This is a genomic window from Myxococcus dinghuensis (genome assembly GCF_024198235.1).
Lineage (GTDB): Bacteria > Myxococcota > Myxococcia > Myxococcales > Myxococcaceae > Myxococcus > Myxococcus dinghuensis.
Genome location: NZ_JAKCFB010000016.1, coordinates 163,313 through 181,397, shown reverse-complemented (window position 1 = coordinate 181,397; position 18,085 = coordinate 163,313). Strand labels below are relative to the sequence as shown.

The following is an 18,085-nucleotide window of genomic DNA, read 5'->3' as shown; positions in this document are numbered from 1 at the left end:
CGGTTCGTGTCGAGAAGCCCGATGGATGAGCACATTGCCCCGGTCCCCATGGAGAAGGCCTATCGCCTGCTCAACCATGGCCCGACGGTCCTGGTGTCCGCGCGTCATGGGGGCGTGGACGACGTCATGGCGGCGGCCTGGGCCTGCGCGTTGGACTATTCACCGCCCAAGCTGACCGTGGTGCTCGACAGGAGCACCAAGACGCGCCAGCTCGTCGAGAAGGCCGGCACCTTCGTCATCCAGGTCCCCACCGTGGCGCAGGCTCGACTCACGTATCAGGTCGGGCATCGCAGCCTGTTCACCGATGTCGACAAGCTGAAGCACTGCGGCGTGTCGTTGTTCGAGGTCGACGGCCACGACCTGCCGTTCGTCTCGGGGTGTTCGGCCTGGCTGGCCTGCAAGCTCGTTCCAGAGCCTCACAACCAGGAGACGTACGACCTGTTCATCGGAGAGTGCGTCGGGGCATGGGCAGACACGCGCGTCTTCGAGGACGGGCACTGGAACTTCGAGCGCGCGAATCCGGACTTGCGCAGCCTGCACTACATCGCGGGCGGGCAGTTCTACGCCATCGGTGAGTCCTTGAACGTGGACGAGTGAGCGCACGCCGCTCGCCAGGACGCGCCGGAGACCGGCGCGTCGCGGCGGAGCGGACCGCTACCGGATGAGCGTCACCGTGCCGGAGGGCCTGTTGTCACCCGTCGAGCCGTTGATGATGTTGCCGAAGCAATCACTCATCTCGATGCGCCAGACATACGTCCCCGTCCCCTGGTCGACGCCGTTGAACTTCCCGTTCCAGGAGTAGTCCAGCAGCGTGGGGCCCTGGGACGAGAAGATGACCTGTCCCCAGCGGTTGTAGATGTAGAAGCGAGACCCGGGATAGTCATCCAGGTTCAACGGCCGGAAGAGGTCATTCAGCCCGTCCCCGTTCGGCGTGAACGCGCTGGGGACCGCGACCTTGCGCGGGTTGTGCTGCGCCACGATCTGCTGGCCCGACCCCGAGCAGCCATGGACATTGTCGGTCACGGTCACCGAGTAGACGTAGTTGACGGCCGGCACCGGAGGCCCGTTGGGAGGGGGAGAGGCTCCCAGGGAGGGCAGGACGATGTAGGTCGGGTTCACGTTCGGGTTGTTGAGATACGTCGCCGGTGACCACGTGGTGCTGTAGGTCCTGGGGATGGAGGGGTCCCGGTATTCCAACTGGTAGGACACGGGCAGCTGGCCCGAGGTGATACCCCCGTTGCAGGCATAGAGGTGGTGCGTGCGTGGCGTCACCACGAGGCGCTGGACGAAGTAGGTCAGCGGGTTCGACACCACGGAGCGGCTCGGGTTCGAGGCCTCGTAGCTCAGCATTCGGTACTGAAAGATGCCGGCCGTGGGCTCGGAATGCGAGGCATGCAGGGTGGTACTCCCCGGGATGTTGGCCCAGCTCCCGCCATTGTCGGGGCTGCGCTGCCACTGGTAGGCCGGGGTCGCGAACGGAATGGTGGAGGGCCACCATGCATGCAACTGGACCGCCCCGTTGTTGCACGTGTGACTCCGGTCCACGACCCCCCCATTCTGGAAGGACGCGATGATGGGCGGGTAGCACGGCGCGAACGAGATGTCGTCGATGACCAGGTCGTTCCCGCTGTTGTTCTGGTTGCGATTCACCAGGGCGACGTCGACCGAGGTGACGCCCGGGGGCAGGTCGAACATGAAGCCGACCTTCTGCCACTGGAAGGGGGAGGTGGGTTGGATGACGATGTCCCCACTGGAGGCGACGAATCCAGAAGGTCCATAGATGACGAACCGGATGCGTGGGACCTCGTAGGTCCCGTTCCTGTCGAGATTGCCGACCCAGGCGGAGAACTCGTACTTGAAGGCGGGCGTCAGTCCATTGACCGTGGTTCGATAGAACTCACCTGGGTGGTCATCCGCGTCCACCATGAGGAAGTACCCGTTCGTATCGCCGGGAGTGTGGTCCTCCGGGATGCCATGCCAGGGACCTCTGCAGTTCACGGAGCTGTTCGTGCGCGTGTACTGGTTGGGGGAGATTGCGCAGATCGAGTTGTACTCATACGTCGTGGCGCCCGCCGGAAGGGGCGGGCCTGGATTGGCGCCGCTGCCGAAATCCATGGTGACGGCCGCCGGTCCCATGATTCCGTCGCAGAACGACGACTCGCTCGTGGCGGTGTTGAGGAGGTCCACGCCGATGGAGGCGGACTGTCCGCCGATGTCCTCGTAGACATCGAGGCTCCCGACGAGGTCCTCGGTGCCCTCGGCGGAATCCCACTGCACCGTCGCGGAGCCCCGGTCGCCCGACAGCAAGGTGCCGCGGTAGACGCTCCAACTGACGATGGATTGATTGTGGGGCGGAGAGGGCCAGTCGACGTAGTAGGTCTCGATTTGTCCCTGCGCCACGCGCGTCGGGCCCCGGATGTAGCCATCCGCCAGACAGGGAAGTGAAACGAGACACGAGAGCACGAGCAAGAGATGTTTCATGGGGAGCACCTTGGACAGAGGCTCGCGCGCGGTGGACGTGCGCCACCCGAGGCACATGAGCCTGCTCGCGCACGCGGGGGCGCGCGCGGGGTTCCGTGATGATGCGTTCCAGCGGGAGGGACGGATTCGTTGCTGATGCGGCTTTTGCTGCAAAAGCAAGCTAATCCGGACATCACTCCCAGTGCAAGCGCGCGGAGGTGTCAACGCGAGTCCAAGGCACTTCGTTGCGATTCGATGACGATCCGCCTCCTGGTGCGAGGCCGTTCGTGTCTGTGCGCCGTGATGGGATGTTCCATCCAGCGGACGCGCTTGGGGCCTGCGCGGGCTCCACCCTGGGACGCTGGGGAGCCCGCGCTGACTCACACGCCAGGGCCGCCGGCCCGGGCCGTTCTCGTGGGACGCAGGTGGATGGGTGGTCCCTCGGGCGAAGGGAGGATCCACGCCTTCGCGCCCAGGCCGTCTTCCTCCTTCGCCAGGTCCACGGTGGGGTCCACCAGCGGCTCCGACATGCGCCCGTTGAGGGAGACCCTCACGTCGGCCCGGACCTCGACGGGGTGGTGGGTGGTCGCCTCGAAGTCGCGGGCGATGTGGTGCGCGAGCTGGAGGATGAGGTCGGGCTGCACCGCCATCTCCCGCTCCTGGAGGCGCGTGAGGTACTGGCTGGGCACGACGTGCCACTCCCGGCCCGTGACGCCGTCACGCACCATGAACGTCGCGCTCCCGTTCTTCTCCCGTGTCATCACCCGCCAGGAGAACCGCATCCCCTGCTCGTGCCAGAGCACGTTGCCACCATAGGCGTGGGTGCGTAGGGGTAAGGCGACCTGGAGGAAGGCGTAGACCAGCGCCGCGCCCAGGGCCACGCGGCCCCTCCAGCTGGGAGCGGGGACGGCGCCGTGGGTGGGGGAGGCGACCGTCTCGGATGGCCGCCGACGCAGCCGCGCGAGGAGCCGGCGTGGCCACGAGGGCTCGAAGAAGACCATCGCCGCCGTCACCATGATGAAGGGGAACATCCCGATGGGGAACAGCACGAACGTCACCGTGTGGAAGCCCAGCACCACGACGTAGGCGAACGGCCGCGTGCGGCGCCACAGCAGGAACAGCACGATGGTGGTGTCGAACAGCATCCCGCCCCAGGCGGCCGCATACGCCACCCAGCGTTGCTCCAGCAGGGGGCCCACCCACGGCAGGCCCGTGCGCGCCGCCAGCCAGATGTTGAGCGGTTGGGCGTGGACCAGCCAGTCGGTGGTGACCTTCGCCAGCCCCGCGTACACGTAGACGACCGCGACCTGGAAGCGCAGCAGCACCGTGCACCACGTGGGCAGCCAGTCGCTCCGGAGCGCCGGCTCGCGCAGCGCGTCCAGGGAGAACGCCCGATGCGCCGGGATGAAACACAGCAGTCCCAGCAGCAGGCTCACGAGATAATAGTGGTTGAGGTAGTTCGTGACGTCGACGAGCTGCACGTACGCGAAGACGGCGAACAACAGCGCCACCGTCACCCGGTAGAACAACCCCAGCATCAACAGCACGCCGAGCACACCCAGGGCCACGAAGAGCGCGGGCATCCACGTGCTCGGCAGCGCCGGCAGCCAGCCGAACCCCCAGTACGTGAAGCGGAACCGAGGGCGCGCGAACAGCACGTCCACCCACCCGTAGGTCAGGAAGCGCACGGCCGAGACCGCGATGATCGCCCCCAAGGCCATGCGGAAGACCGCGAGCGCCGCGATATCCCGGGGAGCCAGGAGCCAGCTCCAGACGCGGGGGTATGACTCCCTCGGTGTGCCCTCGCGCCCCTCCGCGTCAGTCATTGTCCCCCTCGAGGCCGGCGGGGGGCTCCAGGTCCAGCGTGGTGATGAAGTCGGTCTTCAGCAGGTCGGTGATGCCCTTGAACCCGTTGTACACCTGCTGCACCGACGCCTTGTCCTGCACCAGCGCCTGCTTCAGGTCGTCCTCCTCGATGGCGACCAGGGCCGCGTCCGCCGCGAGCACCTGCTCACGCATCCGCGTGGCGACCGTCTCCGCGCCCGCCGCCGTCAGCACGTCGTCGAAGCCCGGCCCGGAGAAGTCCGGCCCGCAGCCGTCCATGACGCGGCGGAAGCCCACCAGGTTCTGCCGCAGGTTCTTCTTCGAGCGGCCCGCGAACTGCGACTCCAGGAGCTCGGGACAGACATCCGACGAGCAGTCGCGCAGCGCCAGGGGGCGCGCCAGCTTCTGGTCCTTGCCCTCGCGCTCGACGTAGAAGATCGCGTCGCTCATCGTGTTGAGCGCCACCTGCGTCGTCGGGAAGACCGCGTTGCCCGCGCCGGCCGTCGACAGCGTCTTCACGAAGTTGCCGCTCTCCGGCGCCCAGGCGTCCACCAGCGTCTGGGCGCGCGTGCTCACGTCGGCCGCCACCACCGCCGCGTAGGCCCGCTTGCGCGCGGCCCGCTCGTCCGCGGACAGCGCCGCCCACGTCCCGTTCGCCACGATGACGGAGTTCGCCCCGCACGCGGTCTCCGCGCCCTCGTAGAACAGCAGGTACTCCAGCGCCAGGAACCCACGCCGCGTCACGAGACTGGTCGCGAAGCCCGGCGCCTCGTAGCCCTTGGAAACCAACTGCTCCTCGATGGAGCAGCGGTTGTAGAGCGGGAAGGAGTGGATGTTGTCGCGGATCTCCTGGCCGCCCGGCGTGCTGCGCGGCGCCGCGGGCCCGATCTGGATCGCCTCCATCACCTGCCAGGTGTCCATCGCCTCGTGGAACGCCGCGCGCGCCGCCGCCTGGGTCGCCGCGTCAGGCGCGTCCCGTAGCGCGGCCGTCGCGTCCCGCAACGCCTGCGCCTTCGGCAGGAACTCCCGCGCCGTTCCGAGGATGCAGTCGCTCGTCGCGCTCAAGACCTGTGCGCGGACATCCTCGCCACCCACGGGCGGGCTCGGCGGCTTGGGCTTGGTGTCGCTACAGGCCAGGCACAACACCGTGGTCAATGACAGAACCCCCATCCATGACGAGGAGGGGGCTTTCCGCTGACTCCGAAAGAGACTCATGGCGCCGGAGTATAGGTCGGATGTTGAGACTGACAATCGTTATCGGATTCGTCCATCCCGCTCCAAGATGAGAGTATTTCTCATGAAGCCATGTGTCGGACCGGGGGAGCCACGCGGCCTCCCGGCGAGGACGTGCGCGCGCCCCCTCTCACGGGGTCTAATCAGATGAGAATCTCTCTCATGTATTCATGTTGCGTTTTGTTGCCCGGTGTCTTGACTTTGTCGGATTCGAAGACTACTCACCGCACCGTTTCGTGGTGTTGAAAATGAGAATCGTTCTCGTTTCCGCCGCCCAGCCGAGGTTGAACATGTCGAATCAAAAGACGGTCCGGAGCTTCAAGAAGCTGCTGCCTGGGGTGTTGGCCCTGGGCCTCGCCGCCGCCTCCCTGGGCGGCTGTGGTGACGACGAGGATCCGGTGGTGCCCGACGCGGGGCCGGAAGTCGACGCGGGCACGGACGCCGGTACGGATGCCGGTACGGACGCGGGCACCGATGGCGGGACCACCACCACCACGCCGGACACGGACCTGGCGTTCGTGCGGCTCAACGCGAACGGCTCGGTGGACAACTCGTTCGGCGCCGGCGGCAACGGGATTTCGCGGGTGGACCTGGGCGCGGGCGCGGGCACGGTGCGTGACTCCATGTGGGGCATCGACCGGGACGCGCAGGACCGGTTGGTGGTGTTCGCCACGAAGAAGGCGGAGGGCACGCGCACGGATACCGACCGCGTCATCGCCCGGCTGACCGCCAACGGCGCGCTGGACGAGACCTTCAACGCCAGCCCCGCGGCCAATGCGCGCAAGGGCTTCTACGCGCTGGACATCAGCGGCCTGGGTGACTCCGCCCGGCACGGCCTGGTGCAGGCGGACGGGAAGATCATCTCGTCGGGCTACCTGCCGCAGCCCTCGGGCGTGGGCGCCCAGTCCGCCAACCGCATCGTGCTGCTCCGCCTGGAGTCGACGGGCGTGGTGGACGGCACCTTCGGAAGCAAGGGCGTGGTGAACTCCTCGCCGTTCGCGACCAACGACCCCACGAAGGAGTGGGGCATCGCGGAGGCCTATGCCGCGGTCCAGCAGTCCACGGGTGCGTATGTCACCACGGGCTACGGTCGCGCCGCGGGCATCGCTGGCAACACGGTGGACCTCATCTCCTTCCGCTACACGGCGGCGGGCCTGTTGGATCCGACGTATGGCACCAACGGCGCGTTCATCCTGGACCTGGCCGGAGACCATGAGCGGGGCCGCGACGCGGTGGCGCTGAAGGACGACCGGGTGTTCATGGTGGGCAGCGGGACGCCGACGTCCGGCAACATCGACGCCATGGCGGTGTTCCTCACGGCGGATGGGCATCCGGCCACCGAGCCCGGCTTCACCGAGGGCTACAAGCTCTACTCCTTCGACCGTCCGGACGAGGCCTTCTTCGACGTGGCCCGCGCGGACGTGGGCGCGGAGGAGTACGTGGCGGCGGCGGGCTACCGCGCGGGTGGTGGACAGGACGAGGACGCCATCCTGCTCATCCGGAACATCACGACCGGCGCGGAGTTCGCGGGCGCGGTGCCCTTCTCCGAGACGGAGAACGACCGCTTCTGGGGCGTGACGTTCGGCCCGGACCACAAGGTGTATGCGGCGGGGTTCGTCACGGAAGGCGGTGACAACCGCTTCGCGGTGGCCCGCTTCAACCTGGACGGGTCGCGCGACACCACCTTCGGGACGGGCGGCATCGTGACGGTGAACGTCATCGCCGGCAAGCTGGACGAGGCCGTCCGCGGCGTGGTGGTCCAGTCCGACGGGAAGATCGTCCTCGCGGGCGCCGCCGAGGCTCGCTAGACGGCGTCACCGAGAATCGTCGTCCACGGTGGTCGGTCCGCGCTGGCGGGGCATCCTTCTGCTCCGCCGACAGGGCCGGCCACCGTGCCTCTTCGCCCGCTCTCCAGGAGTCTTCGTCGTCATGGGTGTATCGCGCTGGGCAGTGACAGTGGTTTCCTTCATCTTCGCCTCGGAGGCCTGGGCCCAGTCGCCAGCGGCGCCCGAGGAGCCCGCGCCGGCGCCCACGGAGGCCCCGCGAGCGCCCGCCCCGGCCGCCGAGCCCGTGCTCGAAGCCTCCGACGCGGCGCCCGCCGATGCGCCCGTCCAGCCCCAGCTGCTCCTGGAGCCGCCCACCGCCAGCGACGGCACCGTCGCCGCCGAGCCCCCGAGCGAGCCGCCGGCCGACAACGGCCGGAAGTTCGAGAGCGTGGTGGTGGGCACGTCCGAGGCGAAGACGAGCGGCTCCATCCACATCCTCAAGCCGGAGAAGCTGCAGCGCTACGAGCTGGATGATCCCCAGGCCATCCTCCAGTCCGTGCCGGGTGTGTATGGCCGAGGTGAGGACGGCTTCGGCTTGCGGCCGAACCTGGGCCTGCGCGGCGTCAACCCGGACCGCAGCAAGAAGGTCACCTTGCTGGAGGACGGCATCCTCTTCGGGCCGGCGCCATACTCCGCGCCCGCCGCCTACTACTTCCCGCTGATGACCCGCATGCAGTCGGTGCGCGTGCTGAAGGGGCCGTCCTCGGTGCAGCAGGGGCCCCAGACGGTGGGGGGCTCGGTGGACCTCATCACCCGCGACATCCCCGTGCAGGAGACGTTCGGGCTGGACGTCGCGGGCGGGCAATACCTCTACGGCAAGGCCCACGGCTTCTTCGGGGCCAGCACCGAGCGCGCGGGCTTCCTCATCGAGGGCATCCACCTGCGCAGCAACGGGTTCAAGGAACTCGACGACAGCGACACGACCACCGGCTTCCACCGCAACGAGTGGATGGCGAAGGCCCGCTACCGGCTGGTGCCGGACGGTGACGTGCGGCAGACGCTCCAGCTCAAGCTGGGCTACTCCGACGAAGGCTCCAACGAGACGTACCTGGGCTTGTCGGACGCGGACTTCGCGGCGAACCCGCTGCGCCGCTACGAGGCCAGCCAGTTCGACCACATGCAGTGGCACCGGACCCAGGCGGTGCTCAGCCACGTGCTGGAGGCGCGCGACCTGGTGGTGACGACGTCGCTGTATCGCCAGGACCTGGACCGCAGCTGGCGCAAGGTGAATGGCTTCCGCGGAGTCTCCATCTCGGACGTGCTCGCGGACCCCACCAGCGCGCGCAACGCCATCTACTACGGGGTCCTCACGGGGCAACTGGACTCGTCCTCGCCCGGGGAGACCCTCCTCATCGGCCCGAACCACCGCGTGTTCGTCAACCAGGGCCTCCAGAGCATCGCGCGCTGGACGACGCGGACGGGGCCGTTGTCGCACAACGCCGAGTTCGGCGTGCGGTATCACTTCGACAGCATCGACCGTCGCCACACGCAGGACGGCTTCCGGATGGTGGCCGGGGAGCTGGTGGCCGAAGGTGGCACGACCGAGGTGACCGCCGACAACAAGGACTCGACGCACGCGCTCGCGCTGCACGCGACGGATGCCATCGCCTGGGGCCCGTTGACGGTGACGCCCGGGGTGCGCCTGGAGATCATCCGCTCCAAGTCCCACGACAAGATGGCGGACACGGTCGACCGCGGCTCGCTGGAGGCGTTGATGCCGGGCGTGGGCGTGTATGGCGCCCTCAATCCCGCGCTCGGCGTGTTCGCCGGCGCCTACCGGGGTTTCTCTCCGCCCGCGCCGGGCCAGCCGCAGGCCGTCCACGCGGAGAAGAGCATCAACTACGAGGCGGGCGCCCGCTGGACGCGGCGCGGTGAGCGCTTCGAGGTGGTGGGCTTCTTCAACGACTACGCCAACCTCACCGATGTCTGCACGTTCTCCAACGGTTGCCTCAACGACAACCTGGACCGTCAGGTGGACGCGGGCGAGGCGAACATCTACGGCCTGGAGGCCTACGCGGAGAAGACCTTCCGCCCCGGCGGGGGCATCACCTTCCCGTTGACGGTGGCGTACACGTTCACACGCACCAAGCTGCTCAACGACTTCCGTTCGGCGGACCCGCAGTTCGGCAACGTGGTGGCGGGGGACGAGCTGCCCTATGTCCCTCGGCACCAGCTCTTCGCCTCCGTCGGCGTGGAGGGCTCGCGGTGGGGCGCGTTCATCAGCACGACCTACGTCGCCAGCATGCGCGAGCAGGCGGGGCAGGGGGAGATTCCCCCGGGGCTGAAGACGGGCGCCCTGCTGACGTTCGACGTCAACGCCAACTGGAACATCACCCGCTGGGGGCAATTGTACGTGAGCGGGCGCAACCTCCTGGACGAGGCGGTCATCGTCGGGCGCCGCCCCTACGGTGCCCGTCCCAACGCGCCTCGCACCGTCATCGGTGGGGTCAAGGTCCAGCTCTAGCCCGCTGCACGGTCGAGCGACCTCGCGTCAGCCTCCGCGCTGCCCAGCCGCCTGCCCATGAGCCAACCCTCGTGTGCACGCGGCGGGCAGGGCCGCTCGCCGGCGAGACGGGCGAGCCCTCGATGAGTGGATGAGAAATGGAGGCGTGGATGAAAGCCAGATGAGATGTCTCTCATCACGCCCCGAGTTCACGGACACGATTCCTGGCATCGGGCATGACATCCGCAATGCCTTTCGCGCCACGGAGCATTGGAGCCCAGCCGCGACCGGCGCGAGGTGTCGGATGTCGCGTACGTCCGTGGAGGTCTCCCGGGGGGCGGGATGGCGCTGGGTCCTGTGGTCGTCGCTGGGGCTGGTCCTGCTTCGACTCGTCTACGCGGGACAGGTGGAGCTGGCGCCCCAGGAGGCCTATTACTGGCAATACGCCCGGCACCTCGATTGGTCATACCTGGACCACCCGCCGTTGTGCGCATGGCTGATGGCGCTGTCGAAGTTCTTCCTGGGGGACTCCGAGGTCGCGCTCCGCGTGCCCGCCATCCTGTGCTCGGCCGCGCTCAGTTGTGTCATGTACTCGCTGGGGACCCGGTTGTACTCCCCGGCGGTCGGACTGCTGACCGCGCTCGCCGCGAATGCCACGGTCCTCTTCGGACTGGGCGCGGTGGTGATGACGCCGGACGTTCCCCTGGTGCTGGCCTGGGCGGCGGCGCTGCGGGTGCTCTGTGAGCTGGTGTTGCCGGATGGGCGCGGGCCGGGCCGCTTCGGCTGGCGCTGGTATCTGCTGGGCCTGCTGTGTGGCCTGGGGATGCTGTCCAAGTACACCGCGGCGCTGCTGCCGCTCCAGGTGCTGGTGACGGCCCTGGTGATGCCGCGAGGCCGCGAGGCCCTGCGCACCGCCCATCCCTACGTCGCGTGTGTGCTCGCGGCCCTGGTGTTCTCGCCCGTGTTCTTCTGGAACCAGGCGCATGACTGGGCCTCGTTCGCCTTCCAGACGACGGGGCGCACCCAGACCGTGACTGGCTTCCACGGCTACCTCGTCGGCCGGTACGTGGGACTCCAGTCCGTGGCCGTCGGGCCGCTGCTCTACCTGGCGTTGCTGCTGACGGCCGGGGTCCTCGTGCGCCAGGCGTGGCGAGGGGATGCGCGGGCGCGCCTCCTGGGCCTCGCGAGCGTGCCGGGGCTGCTCGTGTTCACCCTGGTGAGCCCCTTCCACTGGGTGAAGATGAACTGGGTGGCCCCCGCGTACATCGGCCTGCTGGTGGCCGCGGCCGGTGGGGCGTGGGCGCTGCGTCACCGCCGCGTCGTGCGGGCGTACGCGGGGCTGAGCATGGGCGTGGGCGCGGCGTTGATGGTGGCCATGTACTTGATGCCGCTCTGCCCGTGGATTCCCTTCCGCGAGCGGGACAACCTGGTGAGCGGCTGGCGTGAGCTGGCCGAGGCCGTGCAACGACACCGGGACTCGGCCGGGCATCCCGCGCCCCTGGTGGTGGGGTGGGGCTACAAGACCGCCAGCGAGCTGGCCTTCTACCTGGAGGACCAACCCCAGACACAGTCGGACTCCGCGCTGGGCGGCGACGGGCTGGCGTATTCCTTCTGGATGGACCAGGCGAGCCCCGGGCAGGACGCCATCATCGTCGCGGACATGCGGCAGCCGCTGAAGGATGCCGCGACACGGCTCGACGCGCATTGCGAGTCGGTGAGGGAGCTGCCCCCCGTGACGGTGCACCGGGGCTCGCGGGAGGTGACGACCTTCAAGCTGTGGTCCTGTCATCGCTGGCAGGCGAAGCCAGCGGTGGCGAGCCGGACGCTTCCCGTCGCAAGGGGAGGCGGCAAATGAAGCGGCTCTCCGCGTCCACGCGCGCGTAGTCGAGGGTGCCTCCATGTGCCTGGGCAATGCCTCGCGACAACGCGAGCCCCAGCCCCGTGCCCTCCGTGCTTCGCGACGTGTCGGCGCGGGCGAAGCGCTCGAAGAGCCGGGGCTGGAAGGCGGCATCCACGCCAGGGCCATCGTCTCCCACGGTGACCTGGACCTCGACGTCCGTCACCGCCAGCTCCACCCGGATGCGGTGACGCGCGTGGCGACGCGCGTTGTCGAGCAGGTTGTCGAGCAGCCGGGCCAACAGGATGGGGCTGCCCTGGACGAGGGTGGGAGGCCCCATGAGCTCCAGGGTCAGGCCCTGGGGCCGCGCCACGAGGTGTTTCCGCGCGCGCTCCAGGGAGCGCTGGGCCAGCGCGTACAGCTCGACGGGTTCGGCGTCCACCACCCGTGCATCCGCGTCCGCGCGCGCCAGTTGGAGCAGCTCGTCCACGAGCCGGGAGAGCCGTTGGGTCTCGTCGAGGACGATCTCCAGCGAGCGCCGGTACTCTTCCGGCGTGCGTTCGCGCCGCAGGCAGACCTCCGTCTCACCGAGGATGACGGTCAGCGGGGTGCGCAGCTCGTGCGCCGCGTCGGAGGTGAAGGCCCGGATGCGCTCGAAGGACGTGCGCGCGTCCGCGAGCAGGCCGTTCAGGGTCGTGGCCAGCTCGTCCCATTCGTCCCCGTTGCCGCGGACCGGGAGGCTCAGGTCCAGCTTCGAGGCGCGGGCCGCGCGGGCGCGGTCGCTGGCCTCGCGCAGGGGCTCCATCGCGCGGCGGGCGAGCGCGCTGCCCAGCGCCAGCGACCCCAGCGCGGCCAGGGGGGCGGTGAGGGCCATGCCGCCCAGCGCCTGGAGGGCCTCGTCGAAGAGGCCTTCCTCCTCGTCCTTCCGCCGGGCTTCGTGCGGGTCGGAGATCTTCTCCTGCATCTCACGCCACTCTCCCCAGACGAGCGTCGCCATCACCGCGGCGCCATACAGCAGGAGCGTTCCCAGGACGGACGTGGCGAAGAAGAGCGTCAGGTGGGCGCGCAGGGTCCGAGGTCGTCTCATGGTCGGCTCCGCAGCACGTAACCGACACCCCTCACGGTGTGGATGAGCTTGCGCTTGAAGGGGGCGTCCACCTTGGCCCGGAGGTAGCGGATGTAGACCTCCACGACGTTGGAGAACGTCTCGAAGTCGTGGTCCCACACCGCCTGGACGATGCGGGTGCGGGAGACGACCTCCCCCGCGTGCTGGAGGAGGAACTGCAACAGGGCGAACTCGCGGGCCGTCAGGAACAGGTCCACGTTCGAGCGGGTCACCCTTCGCGTGGTCGGGTCCAGGGTCAGGTCCGCGTGACTCAACAGCGGGCCGCCCCGCTGGACGACGCGGCGGAGGATGGCCCGGATTCTCGCGAGCAGCTCCTCGAAGGAGAAGGGCTTGACGAGGTAGTCGTCCGCCCCGGCGTTGAGCGCGAGGATGCGGTCGGCGACCGCGTCCTTCGCGGTCAGCATGATGACCGGGGTGTTGTCTCCCTGCGCGCGCATGGCCCGCAGGAGGTCGACGCCCGCGAGCCCCGGCAGCATCCAGTCCAGGATGACCAGGTCGAAGCGCTCGAGGCGCAGCAGCTCCTGGGTCTGGAGGCCGTCGACGCACTCGCGGACCCGGAAGCCCTCTTCCTCCAGCCCGCGCGCGATGAACGCCCTGACGCGCAGCTCGTCTTCTACGATGAGTATGGACACGACCGGGTTTCCCTAGCGGTTGCTGGACTGGAGTGGCACACGTCGTCGTTCCTCGTCATGGGGACTCAGGGGGCGCGCGCTTCGGAGGTGGGAAGCTCAACCTCAAGTGGGCGCCCTTCGGGGTGGGCAGGAACCGCGCCTGGGCTCCGTGTGCCCGGGCGACCAGGAGGACCAGGGACAGGCCGACCCCGTGTCCTGGCTTTCCCGCGCGTGCGCGGGGGGAGCGGTAGAAGGGCTCGAAGACGCGCTCCGACTCCTCGGGGGCGATGCCCGGTCCCTCGTCCCGGACGTCCAGGAGCAGCGCCTCGGGCGTGGACTGGAGGAGGAGCCAGACGCGGCCCTCCCCGGAGAACTTGAGCGCGTTCTCCACCACGTTGTCGACGAGCTGCCGCAACAGCTGGCTGTCCCCTGGGATGAGTCCCGGCGTCTGGAGGTCGGCGTGGACACGGCGGCGCTGGTCGTCGGGCAGGGCGCGCACGGCGTCCTCCACGACGTCGGAGAGGCTCACGGTCTCGACCAGCTCGAGGGGCCCCTCCGCGCCCTCCGCGAGCACCAGCAGCCGCTCCACGAGCCTCCCCAGGGAGGTCACCGTGCGGTGCATCCGCGTGAGCGCGGCGGCCGTCTCCGGCGGTTGGGGCGTCTCGGACTGGAGCTCCAGCTCCGCCTGGAGCGTGGACAGGGGCGTGCGCAGCTCGTGCGCGGCGTTGGCCGCGAAGCGGCGAGACTGCTCGAGGGCCGTGTGGAGGCGACCGAGGAGCCCCACCAGCGCGGTGCGGACCGCGTTCACCTCCTCGTAGCGGGCCTCGGCGTGGAGGTTCGGGGGGAGGTCGGCGCCCGGCTCGAGGTGGGCCAGGGACTCGCCGAGTTCGGTGAGGGGGCGCGCGGCCCAGCGGGCCACGCGGCGGCTCAGCGCGAGGCTCATGACCGCGGCGCCCGCAGCGGTGAGCAGCACGGCCAGCAGCAGCCCCAGGCGGATGCGCGGCATGCTGTCGAGCGTCTCCTGCGCCACGGCCAGCCGGCCCTGGGCCTCCACGCCGCAGCGCCTCACGTCCTCCATCCCCGGCGCGTGGACCCAGGTGCAGCCGGTGACGGGGAGGATGTGTGGCGCGCCCCCCAGCCGCGTGGCTCCCGCGAACAGGGCGATCTGGATTCCGAACGACTGGAGCTCCTGCTGCTCGGCGTCGGCCTCGCGACGGGCCTGGGTGTCCGAGAGGCCCACCACCTCCTCCGCCATGTCCGTCGCGACGTCGTTCAGCCGGCGGTCCTCCGCCGCGCGCAACATCTGGTAGGCGAGCAGCCCCGTGGCGCCCGCGGTGAGCGCGGTGCTCGTGAGCGCCAGCCCCAGCATCGCGCGGGAGAGGCGGCGCACCAGCGTGTCGCGGGCCTGGGGACGGTCAGCCGCTTCCAAGTCGATAGCCCTCGCCGCGCAGCGTGATGACGACCTCGTCGCCCAGCTTTCTGCGGATCCTCGCGACCAGCACCTCCAGGCTGCTCTCGGCGCCCGCGGTGGCTTCTCCCCAGATGGACTCCAGCATCACGTCCTTGCTCACGACCCGGTCCGCCCTCGACGCGAGCGCCTCCAGGATGGCCCACTCGCGCGAGGTGACGGCCACCGCCTGCCCCGCGCGGAGGGCCTCGCGCCTCCCGAAGTCGAGCTCGACGTCGCCGATCCGCACGCAGACGGCGCTCGCCCGTTCCCGTCGTCGCCCCACCGCGCGGACCCGGGCGCGAAGCTCCGCGATGGCGAAGGGCTTGCCCAGGAAGTCGTCCGCGCCCGCGTCCAACCCCTCCACGCGCTCGTTCACGCGGTTGTGGGCCGTGAGGATGAGGATGGGCGTCTGGATGCCGTCCCTGCGCAGCTCGCGGCAGAGCGACAGGCCGGAGCCGTCCGGCAACCCGAGGTCGAGCACGATGACGTCGGGTTCGGAGAGGAGCGCCTGGCGCGCCTGCTCGATGTCCTCGGCCTGGCGGACGAGGTGGCCATCCCGCTCGAGTGCCTGGGCGACGAGCGCGCGGAGTTCCTGGTGGTCGTCGACGACGAGGACATGCATGGGGGGATAACCGGTCGGGGCCACCAGCTATACCATCCGTGATGCGCCTCTGGACCGAGCCGGGGAGCGGGGCGTTCAGCCGCCGTTTACCTGGGGCTGGCAGGGTCCGCGCATGTCCTCCTGGAGCGGAGTGCGAAGCGCGGGGCCCCCCCTGGCCCTGCTTGCAAGCTTGTGGGTCGTGGTGGGCTGTGCGAGCTCTCCCTATGACCGGGCCTGGGTGTCGCGGGAGCTGTCCGGGCTCGCCGCGCCCATGGGGCCCGAGGGGGCGGGCTCCGCCTCGCTCCCTCCGGGGGGCGCGGACACCGGGGCGCTGGACGCCCGGACCGCGGTCGCGGTGGCCCTGTGGAACAGCGCCGCGCTCCAGGCGGACATGGCGCAGCTCGGCGTCTCTCGCGCGGACCTGGCGGAGGCGGGGGCGCTGCCCAACCCCACCTTCTCCCTGCTGCTGCCCGTGGGGCCCCGGACGATCGAGAGCTCGCTGCTGCTGCCGCTCGTCTCCCTCTGGCAGCGCCCCTCGAGGGTCGCCGCCGCGAAGCTCCAGGTCGAGCAGGTCGCGCGCGGGCTGGTCCAGAACGGACTGGACCTCGCGCGGGACGTCCGCGTGGCCCACGCGGACTGGGTGCTCGCGGAGCGCCGTCTCCAGGCCCTCGATGAACTCCAGGCGTTGTGGACCCGGACCGTCGAACTGGTCGATGCCCGCTTCGCGGCGGGCGACGCGAGCCGGGTCGAGGTCGAGGCGTTGCGCGCGGAGGCGTGGACCGCGGAGGACAGCGCCCGTCGCGCCCGGACGGACGTGGCGTTGGCCCGGGAGCGACTGCGGCTGCTGATGGGCGTGGTCCAGAGCCCGTTGTTCGCGCAGGCCCACCCCGTCGCGGAGCCGTGGGACGCGCGGCCGTTGCGGCCGGTCCAGGCCCTGGTGGAGCTGGCCCTGGCCGCGAGGCCGGACGTGCGCGCTGCCGAGCTGGGCATCGAGGCGGCGGGGGGCCGGCTGGGCTGGGAGAAGTCGCGCATCCTCCAGTTGTTCGCGCGGCTGGACACCAAGCCCTCGACGTCCTCCAGCGGGAAGCCCCAGGCGCTCTGGGTGCCGGGCGCGCAGGTCGAGCTTCCGATCTTCAACTGGAACCCGGGCGGCATCGGGCGGGCGGAGGCGGAGCTGCTGCGCGCCTCCTCTCGCTACGTCCTGCTGCGCCAGCAGGTGTCGACCGAGGTCTTCCTGGCCCGGGAGCAGGCGCTCCAGGCTTCGGATTCCTTCGCCGCGTTCCAGTCCAACATCCTTCCCGCGTTCACCGCGGCGAGCGAAGGCGCGCAGAAGGCCTTCGACGCGGGTGACCTGTCCTACCTCCCGGTGCTGGACGCCCTTCGCCGCCTCGCGGGCGCGCGACTGCGGGCGCTCGACATCGAGGCGGACCTCCGCCGCGCACTCGCTCAGCTGGACCGCAGCCTGGGCAAACAAGGAGTGGCCCATGAGTAGTCCTCTTCGTCGCCTGTTCAGCTCTTGTCTCGTCGCCGCGCTCCTCGCCTGTGAGGGCGGGAAGCCCGCGGCGCCTCCTCCTCCGGCGACGGTGAGCGCGCACGTGCCCGAGTCCTCGCTGGCGACCGTGACGCTCCGCCCGGAGGCGGAGGCGCGGCTGGACCTGCAAGTCCAGCCGGTCCGGGCGCAGCGCGCGGAGCGCAAGCACGTGCTCGGCGGCGAGGTCGTCGTGCCCTCCGGCAACGCGCTGGTGGTGACCGCCCCCGTCGCGGGTGTCGTCACCCTGGTGGGGCCGCCCGAGTCCCTGCGCGCCGGCGCCGCGGTGAAGCGGGGAGAGGTCCTGTTGCGGTTGGTGCCGCTCGCGGCGGTGGACCGGGACCTGCGCGCCCAGGCGCAGCGCGCGGTGGACTCCGCCCTGGCGCGGGAAGAGGCGGCGGCGGCCCGGCTCGCCCGCGCCGAGCGCGTGTTGAAGGACGGGGCCGGCACCGAGCGCGCCGTCGAGGAGGCGCGGGCGGACCATGCCGTGGCCCAGGCGGAGCTCCAGGCCGCGCGCTCTCGACTGGAGATGGTGGGCCGCTCGCCCCTCGAGGCGGACGTCAGCCTGCAGGTGCGCGTTCCCCGTGACGGGGTGCTCCGGCAGGTCGCGGTCGCGCCCGGTCAATCCCTCGCGGCCGGTGCGACGCTCTTCGAGGTGGTGGGCGTCAGCGCGAACTGGGTGCGCGTCCCGCTCTTCGTCGACGAGGCGGCCCGCTTGAAGTCGGACGCGCCGGTCCGCATCCACGGGCTCTTGTCGGGCAAGGACACGGGGGTGGAGGCGCTGCCGGTGTCGGGGCCTCCCGCCGCCGACCCGACGTCCGCCACGGTGGACGTCTTCTACGAACTGCCCGCGTCCGCGCGCTTCGCTCCGGGCCAGCGGGTCGGCGTCTCGCTGACCTCCGGTGACGCGCAGGAGGTCCTCGCCGTCCCGTCGTCGTCCGTCGTCTACGACGCGCTGGGCGGTGCCTGGGTCTACGTGCGTCAGCAGGAGCACGTCTATGCCCGCAGCCGTGTCGACGTGTTGCGGCTGGAGGGGACGGAGTTGCTGCTGGCCCGAGGCCCTTCCGTGGGGACCCCCGTCGTGGTGACGGGGGCCGCGGAGCTGTTCGGAACGGAATTCGGCGCTGGCCACTGACGGAGCCCTCT

At 70.0% G+C, this 18,085-nt stretch carries 13 protein-coding genes; 6 read left to right on the top strand and 7 right to left on the bottom strand.

Translation table 11 applies throughout. The features are described 5' to 3' along the window. Positions 1–21 precede the first annotated feature (21 nt). A complete protein-coding gene (locus LZ198_RS21890; RefSeq protein WP_253973974.1) occupies positions 22–597 on the top strand; it encodes a flavin reductase family protein in 576 nt (191 codons plus the stop codon). Between the two features lie 57 nt (positions 598–654). Here the strand turns inward: LZ198_RS21890 and LZ198_RS21885 are convergent, their stop codons facing one another. From LZ198_RS21885 to LZ198_RS21875, 3 genes are all read right to left on the bottom strand, one after another. Then, positions 655–2,481: a gliding motility-associated C-terminal domain-containing protein gene (locus LZ198_RS21885; RefSeq protein WP_253973973.1), complete on the bottom strand. Its 1,827-nt coding sequence runs from the start codon at positions 2,479–2,481 to the stop codon at positions 655–657. 359 nt (positions 2,482–2,840) lie between these two features. Next, positions 2,841–4,286 carry an HTTM domain-containing protein gene (locus tag LZ198_RS21880; protein WP_253973972.1) on the bottom strand — a complete coding sequence of 482 codons (1,446 nt, stop codon included), beginning with the start codon at positions 4,284–4,286 and terminating at the stop codon, positions 2,841–2,843. Beyond that, positions 4,279–5,349, bottom strand: coding sequence for an imelysin family protein (locus LZ198_RS21875; protein ID WP_253973971.1), 1,071 nt, complete (start codon positions 5,347–5,349; stop codon positions 4,279–4,281). Before LZ198_RS21875 ends, LZ198_RS21880 begins: the two co-directional genes overlap by 8 nt. 458 nt (positions 5,350–5,807) lie before the next feature. Here LZ198_RS21875 and LZ198_RS21870 point away from each other — a divergent pair, with 458 nt between their 5' ends. The 3 genes from LZ198_RS21870 (at position 5,808) to LZ198_RS21860 (ending at position 11,641) form a co-directional block, all read left to right on the top strand. Beyond that, positions 5,808–7,325, top strand: a complete 1,518-nt coding sequence (locus tag LZ198_RS21870; protein ID WP_253973970.1) for an NHL repeat-containing protein — start codon at positions 5,808–5,810, stop codon at positions 7,323–7,325. Between the two features lie 121 nt (positions 7,326–7,446). Continuing rightward, entirely contained in the window at positions 7,447–9,807 is a 2,361-nt protein-coding gene (locus LZ198_RS21865) for a TonB-dependent receptor family protein (protein WP_253973969.1), read from the top strand. 283 nt (positions 9,808–10,090) lie between these two features. Further along, complete coding sequence (locus LZ198_RS21860) at positions 10,091–11,641, top strand: ArnT family glycosyltransferase (protein WP_253973968.1); 1,551 nt, start codon at positions 10,091–10,093, stop codon at positions 11,639–11,641. On the opposite strand, the gene LZ198_RS21855 is transcribed toward LZ198_RS21860, so the two are convergent. The 4 genes from LZ198_RS21855 to LZ198_RS21840 are packed head-to-tail and all read right to left on the bottom strand — an operon-like array spanning position 11,556 to position 15,432. Then, positions 11,556–12,710, bottom strand: coding sequence for a sensor histidine kinase (locus tag LZ198_RS21855; RefSeq protein WP_253973967.1), 1,155 nt, complete (start codon positions 12,708–12,710; stop codon positions 11,556–11,558). The two genes, LZ198_RS21860 and LZ198_RS21855, sit on opposite strands and share 86 nt — an antisense overlap. Beyond that, entirely contained in the window at positions 12,707–13,381 is a 675-nt protein-coding gene (locus LZ198_RS43460; RefSeq protein WP_253973966.1) for a response regulator transcription factor, read from the bottom strand. Before LZ198_RS43460 ends, LZ198_RS21855 begins: the two co-directional genes overlap by 4 nt. A gap of 55 nt (positions 13,382–13,436) precedes the next feature. Further along, positions 13,437–14,789 (bottom strand): sensor histidine kinase, encoded by a 1,353-nt coding sequence (locus LZ198_RS21845; protein WP_253973965.1) that lies wholly within the window; start codon positions 14,787–14,789, stop codon positions 13,437–13,439. Beyond that, positions 14,776–15,432: a response regulator transcription factor gene (locus tag LZ198_RS21840; RefSeq protein ID WP_253973964.1), complete on the bottom strand. Its 657-nt coding sequence runs from the start codon at positions 15,430–15,432 to the stop codon at positions 14,776–14,778. Before LZ198_RS21840 ends, LZ198_RS21845 begins: the two co-directional genes overlap by 14 nt. 178 nt (positions 15,433–15,610) lie before the next feature. On the opposite strand from LZ198_RS21840, the gene LZ198_RS21835 reads away from it, so the two are divergent. Beyond that, complete coding sequence (locus LZ198_RS21835; protein WP_253973963.1) at positions 15,611–16,903, top strand: TolC family protein; 1,293 nt, start codon at positions 15,611–15,613, stop codon at positions 16,901–16,903. Continuing rightward, positions 16,896–18,074, top strand: a complete 1,179-nt coding sequence (locus LZ198_RS21830) for an efflux RND transporter periplasmic adaptor subunit (protein WP_253973962.1) — start codon at positions 16,896–16,898, stop codon at positions 18,072–18,074. Before LZ198_RS21835 ends, LZ198_RS21830 begins: the two co-directional genes overlap by 8 nt. The last annotated feature ends 11 nt before the right edge of the window (positions 18,075–18,085 follow it).